The following is a 23,308-nucleotide window of genomic DNA, read 5'->3' as shown; positions in this document are numbered from 1 at the left end:
TCTCTACAGTGAGGGGCTTTTTTCCTGACCCAATAAAAAAGGGATCGCTCACCGCGATCCCTTTTTTTATCCCGCCTTAACCGAGGTTCTTGCCCAGCAATGCGTGATACAACTCACTGTCTCCCAGTATCCCCACCACATGATTGTTATCGTGCAGCACCAGCTTGTTGCCGGTCTGATAACGAATCTGCAGCGCATCACGCATACCGATATTCGAATCCACCAGCGTCGGCTTGCGCTCCAGACCTTCCACCGCTTGCCCCGGTGCCCAGTTCTGCAGGTTCAGTACCGAACCATTCTGCCGTGCGCCTTTGATGGTGTTGCCTTCGGCCAGATCCAGCCACGAATCGCCGCCCGGATCCAGACACACCGAACCGTTGATGCGTTTGCACTTGTCCAGCGTGCGCATCAGGCTGCGACCGCAAAGTACGTTGAGCGGGTTGGTGTGCGCGACGAACGTACGCACATAGTCGTCCGCCGGGTTCAGCACGATCTCTTCCGGCACGCTGTACTGGATGATCCGGCCGTCCTTCATGATCGCGATGCGGCTACCGAGTTTCAGTGCCTCGTCGAGGTCGTGACTCACGAACACGATGGTCTTGCTCAGTTTGCGTTGCAGTTCCAGCAGCTCATCCTGAAGGCCCTGACGGATCAGCGGGTCGAGGGCCGAAAACGGTTCGTCCATCAACAGAATATCGGCGTCCATCGCCAGTGCCCGCGCCAGACCGACACGCTGCTGCATGCCGCCGGAGAGTTCGTCAGGCTTCTTGTTGCGCCATTGAGTCAGGCCAACCAGTTCGAGTTTTTCATCGACCAGTTTCTTGCGTTCCTTCTCCGGGCGACCCTGCATTTCCAGACCGAAACTGATGTTCTCGCGCACCGTCAGCCACGGCATCAGGGCGAACTTCTGGAACACCATGGCGATGCGTTTGGTGCGCATCATTTTCAGCTCGGCCGGGGTGCAGGAGGCGATGTCGATCTGGCGGTTTTCATGCTCGACGAACAGCTCGCCGCGGCTCACGGTGTTGAGGCCGTTGATGCAGCGCAGCAGGCTCGACTTGCCGGAGCCGGACAGGCCCATCAGCACGCAGATCTCGCCTTTGTTGATGTCCAGCGTGGCTTTTTCCACGCCGACAATCTGCCCGGTCTTTTTCAGAATCTCGTTGCGCGTCATGCCCTGATCCAGCAGCTTGAGCGCCTCGCGCGGATCCTTGGAGAAGATTACGTCTACGTCTTCGAAGCGAATTATGCTCATGCGTCACCCCCTACTTTGGCGTCGGGTTGTTTGCAGATACGGTCGAGCATGATCGCCAGCAGTACGATCGCCAGGCCCGCTTCGAAGCCCAGGGCGATATCAGCAGTGTTCAGTGCGTTGACCACCGGTTTGCCGAGTCCGTCGGCGCCTACCAGTGCGGCGATCACCACCATCGACAACGACAGCATGATGCACTGGGTGATGCCGGCAGCGATGCTCGGCATGGCGTGAGGCAGTTCGATCCGTGAAAGCAATTGGCGACGCGAGCAGCCGAAGGCCTTGCCGGCGTCCATCAGTTCTTGCGGGACATCGCGGATGCCCAGGTAGGTCAGGCGGATCGGCGCAGCGATGGCGAACACCACCGTGGAGATCAGGCCCGGTACCACACCCAGCCCGAAGAGGGTCAGGGTAGGAATGAGGTAAACGAAGGTCGGTACGGTCTGCATCAGATCGAGTACCGGACGCATTAAAGTGTAGAACATCGGTTTGTGCGCGGCGACGATGCCCAACGGCACGCCGATGACCACGCAGACCAGGGTCGCGAACATGACCTGGGCGAGGGTTTCCATGGTTTCCTGCCAGTATCCCAGATTGAGGATCAGCAGAAAGGAAGCGATAACGAAAACGGTCAATCCCCATTTGCGCTGGATGAAATGCGCGAGCAGGGCGATGAGGCCGATCAAGACAAAAGGGTTGAACCAGGTGAGCGCAAACGTCACGCCGTGGATCATCGTTTCCAGGGTCACGGCGATTGCGTCGAACGTGCTGGCGCCGTGTTGCGTCAACCATTCAACGAAGCCCGCGATGTACTGGCCTAGAGGTATTTTCTGATCAATCAGCATGGTAGTGAACGTCCGCATGCAAGGAAATAAACAGCCCGAGGGAGCAAGCTCCCTCGGCATAAGCGATTACTGGGCAATCTTGGCTTTCACGGCCTCCAGGCCTGGTTTACCGTCAATGGTGGTCACGCCAGCGAGCCAGGTATCGAGCACCTGTGGATTCTTTTTCAGCCAGGCTTTGGCGGCCGCGTCAGGCTTCATCTTGTCGTCGAGGATGTTGCCCATCAGTTCGCTTTCCATGTCGACGGTGAACTCCAGGTTCTTCAGCAACTGACCGACGTTGCTGCATTCCGTGGCGTAACCCTTGCGGGTATTGGTCGCCACGGTCGCCGCACCGAAATCGGGGCCGAAGAAATCATCGCCACCGGTCAGGTATTGAATCTTGAAACGCTTGTTCATCGGGTGCGGCGCCCAGCCGAGGAAGACCACTGCTGTGTCGCGTTTTTGCGCGCGATCAACTTGCGAGAGCATGCCCGCTTCGGAAGATTCGACGACTTTGAAACCGGCGGTCTTCAGTCCGAAGGCGTCCTTGTCGATCATGCTCTGGATCAGACGGTTGCCGTCGTTGCCAGGCTCGATGCCGTAGATCTTGCCGTCGAGCTCTTTCTTGAATTTGGCGATGTCGGCGAAGTCATGCAGACCTTTGTCATACAGGGCTTGCGGCACGGCGAGGGTGTATTTGGCGCCCTTGAGGTTGGTGCGCACGGTTTCCACGGTGCCGGCGTCGCGGTAGGCCTTGATGTCGTTTTCCATGGTCGGCATCCAGTTGCCGAGGAACACGTCCATGTTCTTGCCGTCGGCCAGCGACTTGTAGGTCACGGGCACGGAAATCATGGTGGTCTTGGTCTTGTAGCCGAGGGCGTTGAGGACAACGGAGGTGGTGGCGGTGGTCGCGGTGATGTCGGTCCAGCCGACATCGGAGAAGTTAACAGTACTGCACTGCGCCGGTTCTGCAGCTTGCGCCAGTAACGGCAGACTCAGCATGGCGGCCAACAACAACGACGGGGAACCTTTCATGGATGGACTCCTTGGTGTTTTTTTTGGCAGTGTTCCGACTGTGGACCACCGCACTTATAGGTTGCGGTTGGATGGCGTTCTGGAGACAGCTCTACCACGGCGCCTTGCAATCGAGTCACAACGATCATGTACCAGTGAAAATCTGACGCCTACAGGGGGGGTCGTATCCAGTACAGGGATGGTCGTATCTAGTGTCGGTGACGTCGTTTACAGCTTTTTTCAGCCCCCGATGGCCATCTGAACCGTATAAAAACGGCGAAAAACCGGGGCGAAAACGGCGCGGCGCTGGTGGACATGAGTGCGTCGGTGTCAGACGCCGTGCGCTCCGACAAAAGCCTGATGATGCGGGCATTCCGGCGGATCGCAGCTTGAGCGTAGCAGCTCCGCCAGCGGGCGCTTTTGCGTCCCGGACCGGCATCCTCAGGAGCTCTGCAGCAATGGCTATCAGTGTTTTCGACCTGTTCAAAATCGGCATCGGCCCTTCCAGTTCCCACACCGTCGGGCCGATGCGCGCCGCAGCGTTGTTCGTCGAGTCGTTAAGGGGCCAACATCAACTGGAACAGGTGCGGCGAATCGAAGTGCAGCTGTTCGGTTCGCTGTCAGCCACGGGCATTGGTCACGGCAGCGACAACGCGGTGATCATGGGGCTGATGGGCGAATGGCCGGACGCAATCGACCCGGCGCAGATCGGCCCACGCATTAAGGCGCTGCGCGAAACGCACACCCTTCTTTTGGACGGTCGTTTATCGGTGCCGTTTGTCTGGGCACGGGACATGCGTCTGATCGACGAGAACCTGCCGTTCCACCCCAATGCCATGACGATTGTGGCCGAGGGCGATCACGGCGAGCTGCATCGCGACACCTACTATTCGGTCGGTGGGGGCTTTGTCGTGGATGAGGCGCAGGCGTCCAGCGGTGTCGTCGATCTGGATCGCACTGAGCTGCCGTACGATTTTTCCAGCGCGGTCGAGCTGCTGGAGCTTTGTAAAAAGAACAACCTGCGCGTCGCCGAACTGATGCTGGCCAACGAAAAGGTCTGGCGCAGTGAAGAAGAGATTCGCTCCGGACTGATGAAACTGTGGCGGGCGATGCAGGATTGCGTCGAGCAGGGCCTCAAACACGAAGGCATCCTGCCCGGCGGTTTGAATGTACGTCGACGTGCGGCGAAGTTGCATCGCAGTCTTCAGGAATTGGGCAAGCCCAATGTCATCGGCTCGACGCTGAGCGCCATGGAGTGGGTCAATCTTTTTGCGCTGGCTGTTAATGAAGAGAACGCGGCGGGCGGGCGCATGGTCACGGCGCCGACCAATGGTGCGGCGGGGATCATTCCGGCGGTGTTGCACTACTTCATGAAGTTCAGCGAAGCGGTGACGGACGCCAACGTGGTCGACTACTTCCTGGGTGCAGCGGCGGTGGGGATTCTGTGCAAGAAGAATGCTTCGATCTCCGGCGCTGAGGTGGGTTGTCAGGGTGAAGTCGGTTCGGCGTGTGCGATGGCGGCGGCGGGGCTGGCGGAGATTCTTGGCGCTACGCCGGAGCAGTTATGCAACGCGGCGGAGATTGGCCTTGAACACAACCTTGGGCTGACCTGCGATCCGGTCGGTGGCTTGGTGCAAGTGCCGTGTATTGAGCGCAATGCGATTGCGGCGGTGAAGGCGATCAATGCAGCGCAGATGGCGTTGCGTGGCGATGGTCAGCACTTTATTTCGCTGGATCGGGTGATCCGCACCATGCGCGATACCGGCGCCGACATGCATGACAAATATAAAGAGACTTCGCGCGGTGGGTTGGCGGTTAGCGCGGTTGAGTGCTGAGACCGAGTCGCCTCAATCGCGAGCAGGCTCACTCCTACAGGGGCGCGCATTCCAAATGTAGGAGTGAGCCTGCTCGCGATGGGGTCAGACCAGTCAAAATTGCTCATCAAGTGAACACGCGCGATCAATCACGCCACCTTTTAGCGCGTCGCAAACAGATAAGAGTCTTTCCCAGCTGTTACATGCATTCAGCACCCGCTACCGTCCGTCACCCGTGCTTGCGGTGACACTCCCCGCAAACTGCGCGCAGGCCAGTTCCCACAAGTGCTACCGATTTGCTCACAGACGTCGGGGCAGGGCTTTCACCGTCGCTGATGGCACTTCGAAATACCTTTCGTCGGACGGCTCGGATAGACACGTCGCGACGTCGTTTTCAGGAGTTATTGAACGGCCATCCAATTTTAGGCATGGCAATTGCTCTGTCATAACAAAGCCCGTCTCCCAAGCGAGAACGCTGGCAATAACAAGAGCCTCCGCCTGAGGCCATCACCCGCTTTGTGTGAGGAGATACCGCGATGACGTCGTTCAACTCCGGGGCCCAACCCCAGAACCGTGCGCCTCAATCCATCGGCTTTCTGCTGCTGGACAATTTCACGCTGATTTCTCTGGCCTCCGCAGTAGAACCTCTACGCATGGCCAACCAATTGTCCGGTCGCGAGCTGTATCGCTGGAGCACCCTCACCGTCGATGGCGGCCAGGTGTGGGCCAGTGACGGTCTGCAAATCACTCCCGACGCTTCCATGCACAAAGCCCCGCCACTGGACACTGTGATTGTCTGCGGCGGCATCGGCATTCAACGCACCGTTACCCGTGAACACGTGTCGTGGCTGCAAAGCCAGGCGCGCCAGTCCAAGCGTCTCGGCGCCGTGTGTACCGGCAGTTGGGCACTGGCTTGCGCCGGGTTGCTCGACGGTTTCGATTGCAGCGTGCACTGGGAATGTCTGGCGGCGATGCAGGAAGCTTTCCCGCGCGTGGCCATGAGCACTCGCTTGTTTACCCTCGACCGTAACCGTTTCACCAGCTCCGGCGGCACCGCGCCGCTGGACATGATGCTGCACCTGATCAGCCGCGATCACGGCCGTGAACTGTCCGCCGCGATCTCGGAAATGTTTGTCTACGAACGCATCCGCAACGAACAGGATCATCAGCGCGTGCCGCTCAAGCACATGCTCGGCACCAACCAGCCAAAACTGCAGGAAATCGTTGCGCTGATGGAAGCCAATCTGGAAGAGCCGATCGACCTTGATGAGCTGGCGGTGTACGTCGCTGTGTCGCGTCGACAGCTGGAGCGGCTGTTCCAGAAATACCTGCATTGCTCGCCGTCGCGTTACTACTTGAAGCTGCGGTTGATCCGCGCGCGGCAGTTACTCAAGCAGACGCCGATGTCGATCATCGAGGTGGCGTCGGTGTGTGGTTTCGTCTCGACGCCGCACTTCTCCAAGTGCTACCGCGAATATTTCGGCATTCCGCCGCGTGACGAGCGCGTAGGCTCCAACACCACCCAGCAAGTGGCGATGCTGCCGCTGCCGCAGGCGATCGTGATGTCGCCGCTGTCGGGGCCGATGTCGGCGTTGAGTCAGGCGCGGAATGAATCGACGTTTGCCAGCGTAAGGCTCTGATAAGGATCGTTCCCACGCTCGGCGTGGGAACGCAGCCCGGGACGCTCTGCGTCCCAAAAGGCCGAACGCGGAGCGTCCGTTGAGGCATTCCCACGCAGAGCGTGGGAGTGATCAGGTGATCAACGTCAGGCGCTATGGCTTTGCTGATAGTCCGCCAGTGCCGGCAACAACTGCTTGTCGATCGCCTGACGCACCGCAGGCTGGATACTGGCGCCGCTGGTGTACATGTCCTTGACCATCTTGCGCAGTTCAAACGCGCGAACATTATCCAGGCCGCGCACCGCACACTCGCAGGCCTGATCGGCGGTCGTGCCACTGGGCACTTGAATACCCAACGCCTTGAGCTGGCCCAACAGATCTTCCTGGTCAATCAAATCGGCGTACATCATTACGCAAATCCTTCTGTGGCAACGGAGGTCTTGGCTTGATTCTGTAAGGCCGGGGCGGGCACGGCAAGGGCGATTTGTCGCAGTGGCTGCGACGGCTATGAACAGGTCGTTTTCGGCTAACTTGCCGCTCAAGGGAATGGGCACACTGAACTCAGCTTGCAACACGAAGGTTTGGTCACCCTCGCACGGCAGCTCCTCAACAGTAGCTTGCGCCCCGATTCTGTCACGGCTGGTATCGGGGCTTTTTTTGGCCTGCTGCAAGGCGAAAGATCGCAGCCTTCGGCAGCTCCTACAGGGAACGTATTCCAATGTAGGAGCTGCCGAAGGCTGCGATCCTTTAACGGTCTATCTTTGCAACACGAGGATCCGCGACAACAACTCATCCCGGTCGATATAGCAGCCCTGAAAATGTCGCGCCCCCGTGCCCGGGTCAAACGCATTGCGCGCATGCAACGTGCGGCGGTTATCAAAGCACCACAGCTCACCGGGATTGAGCCGCTGCATCAGCCGAAACCGTGGCTCGCGGGTCATCGCAATAAACCGCCGATACACCCGATACAACAGCGGCATCTGTTCCACCGACGTCTCAAACGCCCCGCGCAAAAAGTTCGCCATGCGAATCTCGGCGACCCTGCCCAGAGCATCCAAAGCAATGATCGGCGCCAGGCAGCGATAGTCGCTATGCCGATCCTTGTTGCGAAACTCCACGGGGATTTCACACAACGCCTGAAACGCCGCCGGATCTTCGCTGCGCAACGCATCGGCAATCGCGAAACCGTCGACAAAAATACTCTCGCCGCCCTCGGCGTCATTCACCAGGCAATGCAGAAATTGCAGCCCCGGTTGCAGCTCGCGAGTGGGCAGGTCGGTGTGCAACGGCAGGTTGAAAGCGGTGTAGGCATTACTGTCGGCATCGGCCTTCGATTGCACGTTGAACAGCACGCCGAAGTTGCTCTCGCGGATGAACGAAATACGTTGGGCAATGAGCTTCAGCGAACCGGGTTCGGTGGGTACGCCGCGTACGTGCGTCAGGCCGATGTCGCGCACGGCGAGCAGCCATTGCAGCAGCGCGGCGTTGTCGTTCATCAGCGCCGCGTATTCGAACATCGGGAGTTGCAGATCGTTACGCCAAAGAAAGGGCTTGGGCTTGGCGGCCAGACGTTCGGCGCGGGATTCATCATCGTAGGCATGCGCGCGCAACCAGCCCGGATCGAAACGGCTGAGGTGACCGTCCGCCCAGTCGATGCGCAGGCAGCCGTCGGTATCGATGTTTGCGGCTGCGGGTTTCAGATCTTCAGCGGCGTCGACAATTTCGAAAACCTGCTCGCGGGTGACGTTGTAGACGCACTGCTGGCACGGACAGTTATCCCGCAACCAGACAGCGTGAAACGGGCTGATACGACCGTCAGCCCATTCAATGGCCACGCGATCCGCCAGGCTCTGCACGCCGCTTAGCGCGCTGATCAACGGATAAGTACGGAAATCGGCAACAGCGGCAGCGGTGCTCATGGCGGCTCCTTGCGATTGATGGGTTACCGGGCGGGTGGCAGTGCGATAACGCGGCCGATGTAAGCGGGGGCGGGCAGGTCTTTCTGTTCGGCGACGATGCTTTGCAGACGGCTCAGGGTGTCCGCGCTGAACGGTGCCGAACGCGGGCCGGCGAGGTCGACGTGCAGGAGCATTTGTTCGTTGCCGGCCAGTTCCTGCTCATTACCGACTTTGTACAGGCTGTGATAGAGGTGCAGGCGTTTGCTGTCGTGGCCGATGATTTGCGTGCGCACTTCGACCTCGGTGTCGAGCTTCACTTCGTGCAGATAGTTGAGGTGCAGTTCGAGGGTAAACAGTGAATGGCCGCTGGCGTCGCGGTTATTGCTGTCCATGCCGAGGCGGTCCATCAGGGCGTCGGTGGCGTAGCTGAAAATCAGCAGGTAGAAGGCGTCGCGCAGGTGGCCGTTGTAGTCAACCCAGTCGGGGATGATTCTGGTTTGGTAGGTGGTGAGGTTGGGCATGATTGGGTTCCGGCAGTTGGCGGGTCGTTAAGATCAAGAGCTACCCCCTCACCCCAGCCCTCTCCCCCAAGGGGAGAGGGGGAAAGGGAGCCGATCTTCAAGCTTTTCAAGTCCTGAGTTCGACTCGGTGGTGCAGGTCGGCGTAACTCGAACATTCAACTCGGTCAGTCCCCTCTACCCCTGGGAGAGGGCTAGGGTGAGGGCGGCGGTTTGACGCGAACGCATTACTCGCTGAACGCCATCCCATGCTTTTCCTTTGTGGTCTTCACCGCCTCCAGCACCGCCAGCAAGCAATCATCACGATAGCGCTCCAGCGCTGAAATGCTGTGCCTGCCGAGCTGATCGCTGGTGCCATCGACCACGTCATCAATCAACTTGTCAGTCAGTTCCGGAGCCGGCAAATACGTCCACGGCAACTGCAACGCCGGGCCGAATTGCGACATGAAGTGGCGCATGCCCGCATCACCACCGGCCAGCGTGTAAGTCAGGAACGTGCCCATGAACGACCAGCGCAGACCAGCGCCAAAGCGGATCGCGTCGTCGATCTCGCCGGTAGTCGCCACGCCGTCATTGACCAGGTGCAGCGCCTCACGCCACAGCGCTTCAAGCAAGCGGTCGGCGATGAACCCCGGCACTTCCTTGCGCACGTGCAACGGACGCATGCCGAGGGATTCGTAGACTTTCATCGCTGCCTGCACGGCTTCCGGTGCGGTGTTCTTGCCGCCCACCACTTCCACCAGCGGTAGCAGATAAACCGGGTTGAACGGATGGCCGACCACGCAGCGTTCCGGGTGTGTTGAGCTCTCGTAGAACTCACTTGGCAGCAGGCCCGAGGTACTCGAACCGATCAACGTATCGGGCTTGGCCGCTGCACTGATTTTGCTGTGCAGATCGAGCTTCAACTCGAGACGTTCCGGGGCGCTTTCCTGAATGAAATCGGCATCGCGCACGCACTCTTCGATGGTCGCGACAAAGCGCAGACGATCCTGCGAAGCGCCCGGCGCCAGACCGTTTTTCTCCAGTGCGCCCCAGGCATTGGCCACGCGTTTGCGCAGTGCTGCTTCGGCGCCGGGGGCCGGGTCCCAGGCCACCACATCGAGGCCGTGGGCGAGGGCGCGCGCGACCCAACCACTGCCGATGACACCGCTGCCCAGCGCGGCGAAGGTTTTGATTTCGGTGATAAAGTTCATAGGATTTTCCCCGTGGAAGGTAATCCCTGTAGTAGCTGACGAAGGCTGCGATCTTTTGATCTTGATCTTGAAAAACAAGATCAAAAGATCGCAGCCTTCGGCAGCTCCTACAGGTGAGATTGGGGGCAGTCAGAGCCCATTCTTTGAGCTGAGGGTCAGCCGCGCTGGGTCAGGCCCATTTTCTTGCGGCCCTCGGCCGGGGTCAGCACGCGGGCGCCGAGGCGACTGAGGATCTCGGTGGCGCGTTCGACCAGTTGGCCATTGGTCGCCAGCACGCCTTTGTCCAGCCACAGGTTGTCCTCCAGCCCGACCCGCACGTTGCCGCCCAGCAGCACCGCTTGCGCCGCCATCGGCATCTGCATGCGTCCAATGCCAAACCCGGCCCACACCGCATCGGCGGGCAAGTTATCGACCATGGCCTTCATGGTCGTGGTGTCCGCCGGCGCTCCCCACGGAATGCCAAGACACAGCTGGAACAGCGGGTTATCGAGCAAGCCTTCCTTGATCATCTGCTTGGCGAACCACAGGTGCCCGGTGTCGAAAATCTCCAGCTCGGCCTTCACGCCCAGCTCGGTGATGCGCTTGGCACCCGCGCGCAGTTGCGCCGGAGTGGAGACATAAATGGTGTCGCCATCGCCGAAGTTCAGCGTGCCGCAATCGAGGGTGCAGATTTCCGGCAGCAACTCTTCAACGTGGGCGAGACGGGTCAACGGGCCGACCAGATCGGTGTTCGGGCCGAACTCCATCGGGTTCTCGCCGGCGCCGATCTCCAGGTCGCCGCCCATGCCGGCGGTGAGGTTGACGATGATGTCGACGTCCGCCTCGCGGATCCGCTCCATCACTTCGCGGTACAGCGCCACGTCACGGCTGAACTTGCCGGTCTGCGGATCGCGCACATGGCAGTGCACGACGGTGGCGCCAGCCTTGGCGGCTTCAACAGCCGCCGCAGCGATCTGTTTTGGGGTGACCGGCACGTGCTGGCTCTTGGCGGTCGTGTCGCCAGCACCGGTGAGTGCGCAGGTGATGATGACGTCGTGGTTCATGGTGCGGTTTCCTTCAAGCGTGATGGGTCTGTCCGCAGCCCTTTTCGGGGCTGCGAAGCGTGGTTCATTTGCCTCTCCCATCTGGGAGAGCGGGTTTTTCAATTGGGGGTTATTTGCTGGTCAGCTGGAGGTTTTCAGCGGCCGGTTTGCCATCGAACGTGGTCACACCTTCCAGCCAGCGTTGCTTGTCTTCGGGGTGATCCTTGAGCCATTGCCTGGCCGATTCGAAAGCATCTTTGTGGTCGAGCAAGGGTTGCATCATCCGGCTCTCGTCTTCGGCGGTGAACGTCAGGTTGGTCAACAGACGGCCCACGTTCGGGCATTGCTCGGCGTATTTCGGCGCGGTGACCGTCCACACGGTGGCCATGCCTTCGTTCGGGCCGAGGGCATCGTCGCTGCCGGTCAAATAAGTCATCTTGACGTTGACGTTCATCGGGTGCGGCGCCCAGCCGAAGAACACCACAGCCTCTTTGCGGCGCACGGCGCGATCGACGGCGGCGAGCATGCCGGCCTCACTGGATTCGACCAACTGGAATTTGCCGAGGCCGAACTGGTTCTTGGCGATCATTGCCTTGATCTGCGTGTTGGCGCCCGAGCCTGGCTCGATGCCGTAGATCTTGCCGCCCAGTTCTTTTTCGAATTTGGCGATGTCGGCGAAGGTTTTCAGGCCCTTGTCCGCCAGATAAGTCGGCACCGCGAGGGTCGCGCGGGCGTCTTTCAGGCTTGGCGCTTCGAGAACCTTGACCTGATTGGCGTCGACGAACGGGGTGATGGTCTGGGTCATCAGCGGGTTCCAGTAACCGAGGAACAAGTCCAGCCGCTGATCGCGGATCCCGGCGAAGATGATTTGCTGGGACGCGCTGGTTTGTTTGGTGTTGTAGCCGAGGCCGTCAAGCAGGACCTGGGTCATGGCACTGGTGGCGATCACGTCGGTCCAGTTGACCACGCCCATGCGCACGTTCTGGCACGCTGCCGGTTCGGCCGCCATGACGCTGGCGCTCAAGAAAGCGGTACCGCTGAGTGCAAGAACACAGCTGCTGATCAGTCGTTTCATGTCGGGTTCCTCGGCAGGTCGTTTATTGTGAGTTCCGGCATCTGTCGTGCCGGTGATGCAAAGTTACGCAGCTATACGCCCATGAAAGCGCACTGCGGCGACTGGCATTTGCACTGTAGCGACCTGTGCGCTTGAACGCCGACGACAATCGGCGTATCAACGATCCACGCTACCCGCCAACCGAGTGCGCACATGTCCCAGGATTTCTACTTTTTGCTGATGCCGGGCTTCTCCGCCATCGGCTTTATCTCCGCGATCGAACCACTGCGCGTGGCCAATCGCTTCCGTGGCGAGTTGTACCGCTGGCATGTACTCAGCGCCGATGGCGGGCCGGTGTTGGCAAGTAATGGCATGTCGGTCAATGCCGATGCTGCGCTGGAACCGCTGAAGAAGGGCGCAACGTTATTGGTGGTGGCAGGGTTTGAACCGTTGAAATTTGCCACGTCGACGCTGGAGCATTGGCTGCGCCGACTCGACAACGACGGCGTCACCCTCGGCGCCATCGACACCGGCAGCTTCGTCCTTGCCGAGGCGGGCCTGCTCGATGGCCATCGCCTGACCCTGCACTGGGAAGCCATCGACGCGTTCAAGGAATCTTATCCACAGCTCAGCGTGACCCAGGAGCTGTTCGAGATCGACCGCCGCCGCATCACTTCGGCGGGCGGCACCGCTTCCATCGATTTAATGCTCGATCTGATCGCCCAGGCCCATGGCCCGCAACTGGCGATTCAGGTCAGCGAACAATTCGTGCTGGGACGCATCCGTCCGCGCAAAGATCACCAGCGCATGGAAGTCGCCACGCGTTACGGGATCAATAACAAGAAACTGGTGCAGGTGATCGGCGAGATGGAGCAGCACAGCGAACCGCCGCTGACCACGCTGCAACTGGCGGAATCGATCAAGGTGACGCGACGGCAACTGGAGCGTTTGTTTCGGCTGCATCTGAACGATACACCGAGCAATTTCTACCTGCGCCTGCGCCTGGAAAAGGCCCGGCAGCTACTGCGCCAGACCGACATGAGCGTGCTCGAAGTCAGCATCGCCTGCGGCTTCGAATCCCCGTCCTACTTCACCCGCAGCTACCGCGCGCGCTTCGCCCGCTGTCCGCGTGAAGACCGCCGTACCGCACAGGCCTGAAATCAAAAGATCGCAGCCTTCGGCAGCTCCTACAGGGAAATGCATTTCCAAAGTAGGAGCTGCCGAAGGCTGCGATCTTTTGATCTTGCTGTTGGTTACTTCTTTACCAACGCCGAACACGCCGCTTTGTAAGCCTCATGCTGATACTTGTTCAGCGTCCCCGGCAGCTCGAAATTATGCTTCTTCGCCTGCGCATTGATCGTCTGCGGCGACAACAACGTCACCTCACAGCCATCGAGCAACTGCAAAATCCCTTCAATCTTGAACGTCGTCGGCCCACCGGCAAACTCACCCTTCTTGCTGCGCTTCTTGATCGCAATCCGATCAACCGAATTCTCCCGCACAAACGACGCCACCTGCGCCGCAAAGAGCTTAACGTTTGCCGCTTCGTCATCGTCTTCGAGGGCGATCTTCTTGGTGGCAAGGGGAATGTGGCTCAGGGTCGAACCGTCGAGAGCGGCCACGGCGATGATCGCTTCGCTGCCTTTGATTTCGATGCCGCAGATGTTCATGGGGAATTCCTTGAAGTGAAGAGGGCAGCTTACAGCTCAAGCTGATTGGCGGTGATGCCGAACGCCGACGCAATTTTCTCGCGAGTGGCCTTGCGTGGCTTGGCGACTGTTTCCTGCTGGGCAAACGCCGGTTGCGAAATACCCATGCGTTTAGCGACTTCTTCCTGAGTCAGGTTGAGGTGTTCGCGCCAGGCACGGATCGGTGTTGCTCCGTCGACCATTCGACCGACCACCTCATGCGGGATCAGATCGGGCTGCATTTTCTGCGCGACATATTGTGCGTATGGAATGACCACAAAGGCTGGTTTGCCCTCGGCGTCATTAATGATTTGGATGTCAGTAGGTGCGTTCATCGCGTTTTTTGACCTCTTGAATACTGACCACTTTGATTGCTCCGTCCCAGTCGAACATCACTCGATAATTGCCGACACGCAGGCGGTAGGCGTAGTCATGGCCAATCAGTGCTTTGACATTGCCCACATCAGGCATGTGGGCAAGCGCCGTAACGGCATCCCGAACCTGTACCTGATGCACAGAATGCAATTTCAAGAGTTGCTTAACGGCCTTTCGAGTCCAGTGGATGCTGTTCATGGAAGAATATAAGTCTTTTATAAGATTCGCGAATCTTTACTTATATTTTCAAGGCGACCAATCAAGAACTGTTGTCAGCATATTGCGTGAAAGGCCCGTAGATCGGAGCTTTCACGCAATAGGTGCAGGCGAAGTCGGCATGTGCCGTAAGAAGAAGAGATTCACGAGGCAATTGCAGAAAGCAGTGCCAATTTTCCTTCAAATTTTGAGGACTATTCCTGCCCAATCGACTCCAAAAACTCCGACCGTTCATCACTCATCCGCGCCACGCAGTCATTCTGCGCAATCGTAAACGCCTTGCTCCCCGCCGTCGCCGGGAACGCCTCCACCGCGCAATCCGCGTCCCGCGTCTTCAACCACTGCTGCTGAGCCGTCTTGATCTTGGCAGTGATGTCCGCCAATTGCGTAGCGTTCTTGCCATACGCCGTCTGCATGCGCTCGTTGAGGCTGGCGTAGTTGTCCTTGAGCAGGTCTTCGGCGGTGCTGCGGCTGTAGGTCGAGCATTCCAGGGTCTGGACGTCGTTTTCGACGGCGTCGCAGGGGTTGTTGTCGGACTCTTCAGCGGCGTGTACGCCGGTCGCCATCAGTGCCAAAGCCAGGAAGATCGATTTCATTGTTGTCGCCGCTCTAATCCAGTGGTGTATCCAAGATGCCGGAGATTCTGGCTCAAGCTGGCGGGCTTGAACAGGTAGCTGATCGGAGCGTCTGGCGACCCTTTGTCGCGGATTGACGCTTTCGGCAATTCCCCTGTCGTTTTTGCACCCGGTCGCCCCGGCACCGAGGCATATGCTGGCCCCAAAGCGCCGGCAGACGATTCGGCGCATGAATCGCCAATAAGGGGACGCCTGATGAGCCCAGCCGAATTACACGCCGACAGCATCGTTATCGACGGTCTGATCATTGCCAAATGGAACCGCGAGCTGTTCGAAGACATGCGCAAGGGCGGTCTGACGGCGGCCAACTGCACTGTGTCGGTGTGGGAAGGCTTTCAGGCGACCGTGAACAACATCGCTGCCAGCCAGAAGCTGATCCGCGACAACAGCGATTTGGTAATGCCGGTGCGCACCACCGCCGACATCCGTCGCGCCAAGGAACAAGGCAAGACCGGCATCCTCTTCGGCTTCCAGAATGCCCACGCGTTTGAAGACCAGATCGGCTATGTCGAGGTGTTCAAGCAACTCGGCGTTGGCATCGTGCAGATGTGCTACAACACCCAGAACCTGGTCGGCACCGGTTGCTACGAGCGTGACGGCGGCCTGTCGGGCTTCGGTCGCGAAATCGTTGCCGAGATGAATCGCGTCGGCGTCATGTGCGACCTGTCCCACGTCGGTTCCAAGACATCCGAAGAGGTCATCCTCGAATCGAAAAAACCGGTGTGCTATTCCCACTGCCTGCCGTCGGGCCTGAAAGAACACCCGCGCAACAAGTCCGATGAAGAACTGAAGTTCATCGCTGACCACGGCGGTTTTGTCGGCGTGACCATGTTCGCGCCGTTCCTCGCCAAAGGCATCGATTCGACCATCGACGACTACGCCGAAGCGATCGAATACACCATGAACATTGTCGGCGAAGACGCCATCGGCATCGGCACCGACTTCACCCAGGGCCATGGTCAGGACTTCTTCGAATACCTGACGCACGACAAGGGCTACGCCCGTCGTCTGACCAGCTTCGGCAAGATCATCAACCCGCTGGGCATCCGCACCGTCGGCGAGTTCCCGAACCTGACCGAAACCCTGCTCAAGCGCGGCCATTCCGAGCGCGTAGTGCGCAAGATCATGGGCGAGAACTGGGTGAATATCCTCAAGGATGTCTGGGGCGAATAAGCCGCCGCACTTCTGAATCCTTTCCCCCGGCCGTCCGCGCCGGGGGCAACAAACCAAATTTTCTGGAGTTAAGTTTCCATGGCCAAGATCGCCCCGCAATTGCCAATCGAAGTCGACAGCGAGACCGGTGTCTGGACCTCCGACGCCCTGCCGATGCTCTACGTGCCACGGCATTTTTTCGTCAACAATCACATGGGCATCGAAGAAGTTTTGGGCGCTGACGCCTACGCCGAGATCCTCTACAAGGCCGGCTATAAATCCGCCTGGCACTGGTGCGAAAAAGAAGCTGAATGCCACGGCCTGGAAGGCGTCGCCGTATTCGAGCACTACATGAAGCGCCTGTCGCAACGCGGCTGGGGCCTGTTCAAGATCCAGGACATTGACCTCGACAAAGGCACAGCCAGCGTCAAGCTCGAACACTCGGCATTCGTCTACGTCTACGGCAAGGTCGGGCGCAAGGTCGACTACATGTTCACCGGTTGGTTTGCCGGGGCCATGGATCAGATTCTTGAAGCGCGCGGCAGCAAGATTCGCACGGTTGCCGAGCAAGTTTACGGTGGCTCCGAAGAAGGCCACGACGACGGGCTGTTCACCGTCAAGCCGTTGTAAGTCGAGGAACCCGCCATGGCTTTCGAAGCAATGTTCCAGCCGATCCAGATCGGCAAACTGACCATCCGCAACCGCGTGCTCAGTACCGCGCACGCCGAGGTCTACGCGACGGACGGCGGCATGACCACCGACCGCTACGTCAAGTATTACGAAGAGAAAGCCAAGGGCGGCATCGGCCTGGCGATCTGTGGCGGTTCCTCCGTGGTCGCCATCGACAGCCCGCAGCAGTGGTGGAGTTCGGTCAACCTGTCGACCGACCGGATCATTCCGCACTTCCAGAATCTGGCCGACGCCATGCACAAGCATGGCGCCAAGATCATGATCCAGATTACCCACATGGGCCGGCGCTCGCGCTGGGACGGTTTCCACTGGCCGACCCTGATGTCGCCGTCGGGCATCCGTGAACCGGTGCACCGCGCCACCTGCAAAACCATCGAGCCGGAAGAAATCTGGCGGGTGATCGGCAACTACGCCCAGGCCGCACGCCGGGCCAAGGCCGGGGGGCTCGACGGCGTTGAGCTGTCGGCGGTGCACCAGCACATGATCGACCAGTTCTGGAGCCCGCGCGTCAACAAGCGTACCGACGAATGGGGCGGCACCTTCGAAGGCCGGATGAAGTTCGGTCTGGAAGTACTGAAAGCCGTACGCGCCGAGGTCGGTGACGACTTCTGCGTGGGCATGCGCATCTGCGGTGACGAGTTCCACCCGGACGGCTTGTCCCACGAAGACATGAAGCAGATCGCCAAGTATTACGACGACACCGGCATGCTCGATTTCATCGGCGTCGTCGGCTCGGGTTGTGACACCCACAACACCCTGGCCAACGTGATTCCGAACATGAGTTATCCACCGGAGCCGTTCCTGCATCTGGCCGCCGGGATCAAGGAAGTGGTCAAGGTGCCGGTGCTGCACGCACAGAACATCAAGGACCCGAACCAGGCCACGCGCATCCTTGAAGGCGGTTACGTCGACATGGTCGGCATGACCCGCGCGCACATCGCCGACCCGCACCTGATCGCCAAGATCAAGATGGGCCAGATCGACCAGATCAAGCAGTGCGTCGGCGCCAACTATTGCATCGACCGCCAGTACCAAGGTCTCGACGTGCTGTGCATCCAGAACGCCGCAACGTCCCGTGAATATATGGGCGTGCCGCACATCATCGAGAAATCCACCGGGCCGAAACGCAAAGTGGTGATCGTCGGTGCCGGCCCTGCCGGCATGGAAGCGGCCCGCGTTGCCGCCGAACGTGGCCACGACGTGACCTTGTTCGAGAAGAAGGAATTCATCGGCGGGCAGATCACCACCGCATCGAAAGCGCCGCAGCGTGACCAGATCGCCGGCATCACCCGCTGGTTCCAGCTGGAATTGGCGCGGCTGAAAGTCGATCTGCGCCTGGGCACGGCGGCCGATGCCGACACCATCATGGACTTGCGTCCGGACGTGGTGGTGCTGGCGGTCGGTGGGCATCCATACCTTGAGCAAAACGAGCACTGGGGCGCCGCCGAAGGGCTGGTGGTCAGCAGCTGGGACGTGCTCGACGGCAAGGTTGCGCCGGGCAAGAACGTGCTGGTCTACGACACCATTTGCGAGTTCACCGGGATGTCGGTTGCCGACTTCCTCGCCGACAAAGGCAGCCAGGTCGAGATCGTCACCGACGACATCAAACCGGGCGTGGCCATCGGCGGAACGTCGTTCCCGACCTACTACCGCAGCATGTACCCGAAAGAAGTGATCATGACCGGCGACATGATGCTCGAGAAGGTTTACCGCGAGGGCGACAAACTCGTGGCAGTGTTGGAGAACGAATACACCGGCGCCAAAGAGGAGCGGGTGGTCGATCAGGTGGTGGTGGAAAACGGCGTGCGCCCGGATGAGGAAATCTACTACGCGCTCAAAGAGGGTTCGCGCAACAAGGGCCAGATCGACGTCGAAGCGTTGTTCGCGATCCAGCCGCAACCTTCGCTGAGCGAGGCGGGCGACGGCTACTTGTTGTTCCGCATCGGCGACTGCGTGGCGCAGCGCAACACGCACGCCGCCATTTATGACGCACTCCGGCTCTGTAAGGATTTTTGACGGCTCAGCTGCGAGCCATAAGCTTCAAGCCGCAAGTAAAAGCCCGGCAGATTTTGCTGCTCTTTCTTGCAGCTTGTAGCTTGTAGCTTGCACCTCGCCAGAGGTGACTCTGATGTTGAACACCCTTCTTCCAATCCTGTTGTTCGCAGCCATGGGCCTTGGTGTCCTCGGCGCGTTGCGGCGGGTAGCGATGTGGCGTCGGGGCCGGGCCTCGAAGGTCGATCTGATCGGCGGCCTGCTGGCCATGCCCAAGCGCTACATGGTCGACTTGCACCACGTGGTGGCGCGAGACAAATACATCGCCAACACCCACGTCGCTACAGCGGGCGGTGCGGTGGCGTCGATTGTGCTGGCGCTGCTGGTGCACGGTTTCGGCCTGCATAACCGCATTCTTGGTTACGCCTTGCTACTGATGACGGCAGTGATGTTCGTTGGTGCGATCTTCGTTTATCTGCGTCGGCGCAACCCGCCGGCGCGGCTGTCGAAAGGCCCGTGGATGCGCCTGCCGAAAAGCCTGCTGGCGTTCTCGGCGTCGTTCTTTCTGCTGACGTTGCCCGTGGCCGGGATTCTCCCGGAGAACTTTGGCGGCTGGGTGCTCGCAGTCATTCTCGGGATTGGCGTGCTGTGGGGCGTGTCGGAACTGTTTTTCGGCATGACCTGGGGCGGGCCGATGAAGCATGCCTTCGCTGGTGCTTTGCATTTGGCTTGGCACCGTCGTGCAGAGCGTTTTGGTGGTGGTCGTTCCACGGGTTTGAAGCCTTTGGATCTCAATGATCCGTCAGCGCCGCTGGGCGTTGAGAAACCCAAGGATTTCACCTGGAACCAGTTGCTCGGTTTTGACGCCTGCGTGCAATGCGGCAAGTGCGAAGCGGCATGCCCGGCCTTCGCCGCCGGCCAGCCGCTGAACCCTAAAAAACTGATTCAGGACATGGTCGTCGGCCTCGCTGGTGGCACCGATGCGAAGTTCGCCGGCAGTCCTTATCCTGGCAAACCCATCGGCGAACACTCAGGCAATCCACATCAACCCATCGTCAACGGTCTGGTCGACCCCGAAACCCTGTGGTCGTGCACCACCTGCCGCGCCTGCGTCGAGGAATGCCCGATGATGATCGAGCACGTCGACGCCATCGTCGACATGCGCCGGCACCTGACCCTGGAAAAAGGCGCAACCCCGAACAAAGGCGCCGAAGTCCTCGAAAATCTCATCGCCACCGACAACCCGGGCGGTTTCGCACCGGGCGGGCGGATGAACTGGGCGGCGGACTTGAACCTCAATCTGCTCAGCGAGAAGAAATCCACCGACGTGCTGTTCTGGGTCGGCGACGGTGCCTTCGACATGCGCAACCAGCGCACCCTGCGCGCATTCGTCAAAGTGCTGAAAGCGGCGAAAATCGACTTTGCCGTACTCGGTCTCGAAGAACGTGACAGTGGCGACGTGGCCCGCCGTCTCGGTGACGAAGCAACCTTCCAGTTACTCGCCAAACGCAACATCCAGACTCTGGCCAAATACAGCTTCAACCGCATCGTCACCTGCGATCCGCACAGTTTCCATGTGCTGAAAAACGAGTACGGCGCGTTCGACGGTAACTACCTGGTGCAGCACCACAGCACCTACATGGCGGAAATCATCCAGGCCGGCGCGCTTAATCTCGGTCAGCACAAAGGCAACAGCGTGACCTATCACGATCCGTGCTACCTCGGCCGCTACAACGGCGAGTACGAAGCGCCGCGTGAAGTGCTGCGTGCGCTCGGCATCGAAGTCAAAGAGATGCAACGTTCCGGCTTCCGTTCGCGCTGCTGCGGCGGCGGTGGCGGGGCGCCGATCACTGATATTCCGGGCAAGCAACGGATTCCCGACATGCGCATGGAAGACATCCGCGAGACCGGCGCCGAACTGGTGGCCGTGGGTTGTCCACAATGCACGGCGATGCTCGAAGGTGTGGTCGAACCGCGTCCCTTGATCAAGGACATCGCCGAACTGGTCGCCGACGCACTGCTCGAAGACGCCGCGCCAAGCAAACCTGCGACCCCGGCCAAACGTGAACCAGCGGAGGTCCACTGATGAGCGACATTATCCGCCGCGACCCGCGCGCCGAATGGATTGCCCGTAACCGCCTGCACCCGCTGCACGCGGCGATGCAACCGGCGCAACACAGCTGGATGGGTCCCAACGGCGTCATCCGCAAGAATCTGCACGGCATCGGCTTTATTGGCCCGAACGGCATCAAACGGATCGACCGCAGCGGCGCGCAACAGGGCGGGGCGGTCAAACGTTCCGCTGCTGTGGAAGTGCAATTGCCGCTGCATCAGGTGCCCGCGCCGGCGTTCTACATCAGCGTGGTGCCCGACATGGTCGGCGGCCGCTTGAGCAGCCACGACCGTGATCTGTTCGGCCTCGCCCATCAGCTTGCCGGTCAGGACGGCGCGGTGTTGGCGGTGGTCTTTGGTGAGCACAAGGAAAATGCTTTTGCCACCGCAGGCGTAGATCGCTTGCTGGTGCTCGAAGGCGAACAGTTCAGCGGTTATGCACCGGAACAGCGCGTGCAAGGTTTGCGCGCTGTGGATAACCAGTTCAATCCGCGCCACTGGTTGCTGCCTGACAGTCGCAGTGGTGGCGGTGAACTCGGTCGACGCTTTGCGGCGGCATTGGGCGAGCGCCCGGCGACGCGGGTCTGGCAGGTCAAGGATCAGGAATGCATTGGCCGCGCTGGCGCTGGGCTGCAAGACCTTGCCCGTCCCGTTGCACGGTTGATTCTGGCTGCCGCCGAATGCGCCGAGCCGGTCAGTGAAACTCGCCATGAAGCGTTGCCGGTGGAGTTATCCACAAGTGTCGCGCGCAGCCTGTCGCGGATTGAAGATCTCGGCGCTGTGGCGGTCGACCCGGCGGCGATTCCTATGGCTGAAGCCGAGTTTATTTTCTCCGGCGGTAATGGCGTCAAGGACTGGGCGCTGTTCCACGAAACGGCGGCGGCGCTCGGTGCTACTGAAGGCGCGTCGCGGGTGGCGGTGGACGACGGCTTTATGGCCCGTGATCGCCAGGTCGGCGCGTCCGGCACCTGGGTCACTGCGCGGGTTTACGTGGCTGTGGGTATTTCCGGTGCGATCCAGCACCTGCAAGGCATTGGCGCTTGCGACAAGGTGGTGGCGATCAACCTTGATCCGGGTTGCGACATGATCAAGCGTGCCGATTTGTCAGTGATCGGCGAGAGCGCAGAGATTCTGCAGGCGTTGATCGAAGCAGTCGCGGCTTACCGCAACGAAGCCAAGCGCGATGCGGCTTAAGGAAACGCTATGAACACGAAGATTATCAGTCTGGTTTCCATCGGCGCCCACCCGACTTCCGGTCGACCGCGCCGCGCTGATCAGGACGCGCGTGCCGTGGAACTCGGTCTGCAACTGGCTGGGGATAACCTGCAAGTGCTGCATGCCGGCGACGTTACGGAACCGGCACTGCGCGCCTATCTGGGCATGGGCCTGGAACAGATACATGTGCTGGAGCAACCGGTTGGCGCTGATGCGCTGCCGGCGCTGACCGCATATCTGCGCGATGCCGGTGCGCAGGTGGTGCTGACCGGCAGCCAGGCGGAAACCGGCGAAGGTTCGGGGATGCTGCCGTTTTTGCTCGCCGAAGGTCTGGGCTGGCCGTTGGTGGTGGGGCTGGCGCAGGTCGAATCGATCAATGATTGTTCGGCGCTGGTGCTGCAAGCCTTGCCGCGTGGACAGCGGCGGCGGTTGAAGGTGAAGCTGCCGTTTCTCGCGACTGTGGATAACGCTGCGCCGAAACCTCGGCAGAGTGCCTACGGCCCGTCGCGACGTGGGGTGCTGGAGGCTGCTGATGTCGAGGTTGTCGATGATGAACTCCTCGCGGTTGCCACTCTGCAACCGGCCAAACCCCGGCCGAAACGCTTGAAGGTGATCAAGGCCAAAAGCGGGGCGGACCGGATGAAGGCCGCGACGGCCAAGGCCAGCGGTGGCGGGGGGCAGGTGCTCAAGGGAGTTACCGCGCAGGCTGGCGCCGAGGCGATTCTCAAGTTGCTGATCGAAGAGGGTGTTGTTCGCTGAAAAGCCCCTCACCCTAGCCCTCTCCCAGAGGGAAAGGGGACCGACCGAGTGGTATTGGCTAATTACATCGACCTGCGATTGCGCAGTGACCTTGGCTTGGCCAAGCATGAGATCACAATGATCGTTCACGTCGGTGAAACTCGAATAGGCGATTTGGTCGGCTCCTCTCCCATTGGGAGAGGGTAGCTGTTTACCCACAATCCCTGTTGGCGGATCTGTGGATAACGTGTTCGCCCCTCTCTGCACCCCACGCCAATCAAGCCCTA

Annotated in this window: 22 protein-coding genes; 9 read left to right on the top strand and 13 right to left on the bottom strand. The window is 60.0% G+C overall.

The genetic code is table 11. The annotated features are described in order from the left end of the window. Window positions 1-76 precede the first annotated feature (76 nt). The 3 genes from choV to FGA82_RS08330 all read right to left on the bottom strand — a co-directional run bounded on the left by choV (window position 77) and on the right by FGA82_RS08330 (window position 3,111). The gene (choV, locus tag FGA82_RS08340; RefSeq protein ID WP_141126714.1) at window positions 77-1,255 is read right to left on the bottom strand and encodes a choline ABC transporter ATP-binding protein; all 1,179 of its coding nucleotides are present in this window, start codon (window positions 1,253-1,255) and stop codon (window positions 77-79) included. Then, complete coding sequence (gene choW / locus FGA82_RS08335; protein WP_007962645.1) at window positions 1,252-2,097, bottom strand: choline ABC transporter permease subunit; 846 nt, start codon at window positions 2,095-2,097, stop codon at window positions 1,252-1,254. Before choW ends, choV begins: the two co-directional genes overlap by 4 nt. A 66-nt stretch (window positions 2,098-2,163) precedes the next feature. Beyond that, window positions 2,164-3,111, bottom strand: coding sequence for a choline ABC transporter substrate-binding protein (locus FGA82_RS08330; RefSeq protein ID WP_095121425.1), 948 nt, complete (start codon window positions 3,109-3,111; stop codon window positions 2,164-2,166). 437 nt (window positions 3,112-3,548) lie between these two features. Here FGA82_RS08330 and FGA82_RS08325 point away from each other — a divergent pair, with 437 nt between their 5' ends. Together FGA82_RS08325 and FGA82_RS08320 are read left to right on the top strand one after the other, a co-directional pair. Then, window positions 3,549-4,925, top strand: a complete 1,377-nt coding sequence (locus tag FGA82_RS08325) for an L-serine ammonia-lyase (protein ID WP_141126713.1) — start codon at window positions 3,549-3,551, stop codon at window positions 4,923-4,925. Between the two features lie 515 nt (window positions 4,926-5,440). After that, on the top strand, window positions 5,441-6,544 hold the full coding sequence (locus tag FGA82_RS08320; RefSeq protein ID WP_007949927.1) for a GlxA family transcriptional regulator: 1,104 nt from the start codon (window positions 5,441-5,443) through the stop codon (window positions 6,542-6,544). 125 nt (window positions 6,545-6,669) lie between these two features. Here the strand turns inward: FGA82_RS08320 and FGA82_RS08315 are convergent, their stop codons facing one another. The 6 genes from FGA82_RS08315 to FGA82_RS08285 all read right to left on the bottom strand — a co-directional run bounded on the left by FGA82_RS08315 (window position 6,670) and on the right by FGA82_RS08285 (window position 12,229). Continuing rightward, window positions 6,670-6,933, bottom strand: coding sequence for a hypothetical protein (locus tag FGA82_RS08315; RefSeq protein WP_016983943.1), 264 nt, complete (start codon window positions 6,931-6,933; stop codon window positions 6,670-6,672). A gap of 345 nt (window positions 6,934-7,278) precedes the next feature. Next, on the bottom strand, window positions 7,279-8,442 hold the full coding sequence (locus tag FGA82_RS08305; protein WP_141126712.1) for a gamma-butyrobetaine dioxygenase: 1,164 nt from the start codon (window positions 8,440-8,442) through the stop codon (window positions 7,279-7,281). Between the two features lie 23 nt (window positions 8,443-8,465). Next, window positions 8,466-8,942 carry a thioesterase family protein gene (locus FGA82_RS08300; protein ID WP_141126711.1) on the bottom strand — a complete coding sequence of 159 codons (477 nt, stop codon included), beginning with the start codon at window positions 8,940-8,942 and terminating at the stop codon, window positions 8,466-8,468. A gap of 224 nt (window positions 8,943-9,166) precedes the next feature. Next, the gene (locus FGA82_RS08295; RefSeq protein ID WP_141126710.1) at window positions 9,167-10,132 is read right to left on the bottom strand and encodes an L-carnitine dehydrogenase; all 966 of its coding nucleotides are present in this window, start codon (window positions 10,130-10,132) and stop codon (window positions 9,167-9,169) included. 155 nt (window positions 10,133-10,287) lie between these two features. Beyond that, window positions 10,288-11,175, bottom strand: coding sequence for a 3-keto-5-aminohexanoate cleavage protein (locus tag FGA82_RS08290; RefSeq protein ID WP_141126709.1), 888 nt, complete (start codon window positions 11,173-11,175; stop codon window positions 10,288-10,290). Between the two features lie 109 nt (window positions 11,176-11,284). After that, the gene (locus FGA82_RS08285; protein WP_034153594.1) at window positions 11,285-12,229 is read right to left on the bottom strand and encodes a choline ABC transporter substrate-binding protein; all 945 of its coding nucleotides are present in this window, start codon (window positions 12,227-12,229) and stop codon (window positions 11,285-11,287) included. Window positions 12,230-12,421: 192 nt separating this feature from the next. On the opposite strand from FGA82_RS08285, the gene FGA82_RS08280 reads away from it, so the two are divergent. Then, window positions 12,422-13,366: a GlxA family transcriptional regulator gene (locus tag FGA82_RS08280; RefSeq protein ID WP_141126708.1), complete on the top strand. Its 945-nt coding sequence runs from the start codon at window positions 12,422-12,424 to the stop codon at window positions 13,364-13,366. A 95-nt stretch (window positions 13,367-13,461) separates the two neighbouring features. Here the strand turns inward: FGA82_RS08280 and FGA82_RS08275 are convergent, their stop codons facing one another. From FGA82_RS08275 to FGA82_RS08260, 4 genes are all read right to left on the bottom strand, one after another. After that, window positions 13,462-13,878 carry a DUF3010 family protein gene (locus tag FGA82_RS08275; RefSeq protein ID WP_095050256.1) on the bottom strand — a complete coding sequence of 139 codons (417 nt, stop codon included), beginning with the start codon at window positions 13,876-13,878 and terminating at the stop codon, window positions 13,462-13,464. A gap of 29 nt (window positions 13,879-13,907) precedes the next feature. Then, a complete protein-coding gene (locus FGA82_RS08270) occupies window positions 13,908-14,231 on the bottom strand; it encodes a helix-turn-helix domain-containing protein (protein ID WP_141126707.1) in 324 nt (107 codons plus the stop codon). Then, window positions 14,215-14,469 carry a type II toxin-antitoxin system RelE family toxin gene (locus FGA82_RS08265; protein WP_122596525.1) on the bottom strand — a complete coding sequence of 85 codons (255 nt, stop codon included), beginning with the start codon at window positions 14,467-14,469 and terminating at the stop codon, window positions 14,215-14,217. Before FGA82_RS08265 ends, FGA82_RS08270 begins: the two co-directional genes overlap by 17 nt. 212 nt (window positions 14,470-14,681) lie before the next feature. Next, on the bottom strand, window positions 14,682-15,083 hold the full coding sequence (locus FGA82_RS08260; RefSeq protein ID WP_141126715.1) for a lysozyme inhibitor LprI family protein: 402 nt from the start codon (window positions 15,081-15,083) through the stop codon (window positions 14,682-14,684). 234 nt (window positions 15,084-15,317) lie between these two features. Here FGA82_RS08260 and FGA82_RS08255 point away from each other — a divergent pair, with 234 nt between their 5' ends. The 6 genes from FGA82_RS08255 (at window position 15,318) to FGA82_RS08230 (ending at window position 23,042) form a co-directional block, all read left to right on the top strand. Further along, window positions 15,318-16,295: a dipeptidase gene (locus FGA82_RS08255; protein ID WP_141126706.1), complete on the top strand. Its 978-nt coding sequence runs from the start codon at window positions 15,318-15,320 to the stop codon at window positions 16,293-16,295. A 78-nt stretch (window positions 16,296-16,373) separates the two neighbouring features. Beyond that, entirely contained in the window at window positions 16,374-16,904 is a 531-nt protein-coding gene (locus FGA82_RS08250) for a DUF5943 domain-containing protein (RefSeq protein ID WP_005792152.1), read from the top strand. Between the two features lie 15 nt (window positions 16,905-16,919). Then, window positions 16,920-18,980: a dimethylglycine demethylation protein DgcA gene (dgcA, locus tag FGA82_RS08245; protein WP_141126705.1), complete on the top strand. Its 2,061-nt coding sequence runs from the start codon at window positions 16,920-16,922 to the stop codon at window positions 18,978-18,980. 112 nt (window positions 18,981-19,092) lie between these two features. Beyond that, complete coding sequence (dgcB, locus tag FGA82_RS08240; protein ID WP_141126704.1) at window positions 19,093-21,042, top strand: dimethylglycine demethylation protein DgcB; 1,950 nt, start codon at window positions 19,093-19,095, stop codon at window positions 21,040-21,042. After that, window positions 21,042-22,262 carry an electron transfer flavoprotein subunit alpha/FixB family protein gene (locus FGA82_RS08235; protein ID WP_141126703.1) on the top strand — a complete coding sequence of 407 codons (1,221 nt, stop codon included), beginning with the start codon at window positions 21,042-21,044 and terminating at the stop codon, window positions 22,260-22,262. The genes dgcB and FGA82_RS08235 overlap by 1 nt, the downstream gene beginning before the upstream one ends. Window positions 22,263-22,271: 9 nt before the next feature. Further along, window positions 22,272-23,042 (top strand): electron transfer flavoprotein subunit beta, encoded by a 771-nt coding sequence (locus FGA82_RS08230; RefSeq protein ID WP_141126702.1) that lies wholly within the window; start codon window positions 22,272-22,274, stop codon window positions 23,040-23,042. Window positions 23,043-23,308: the final 266 nt, after the last annotated feature.

It is taken from the genome of Pseudomonas fluorescens, assembly GCF_005938625.1.
In the GTDB taxonomy this organism is placed as follows: Bacteria; Pseudomonadota; Gammaproteobacteria; order Pseudomonadales; family Pseudomonadaceae; genus Aquipseudomonas; species Aquipseudomonas fluorescens_BD.
Note: the sequence above shows the minus strand (reverse complement) of the source record. Positions and strands in the feature narration are given on the sequence as shown.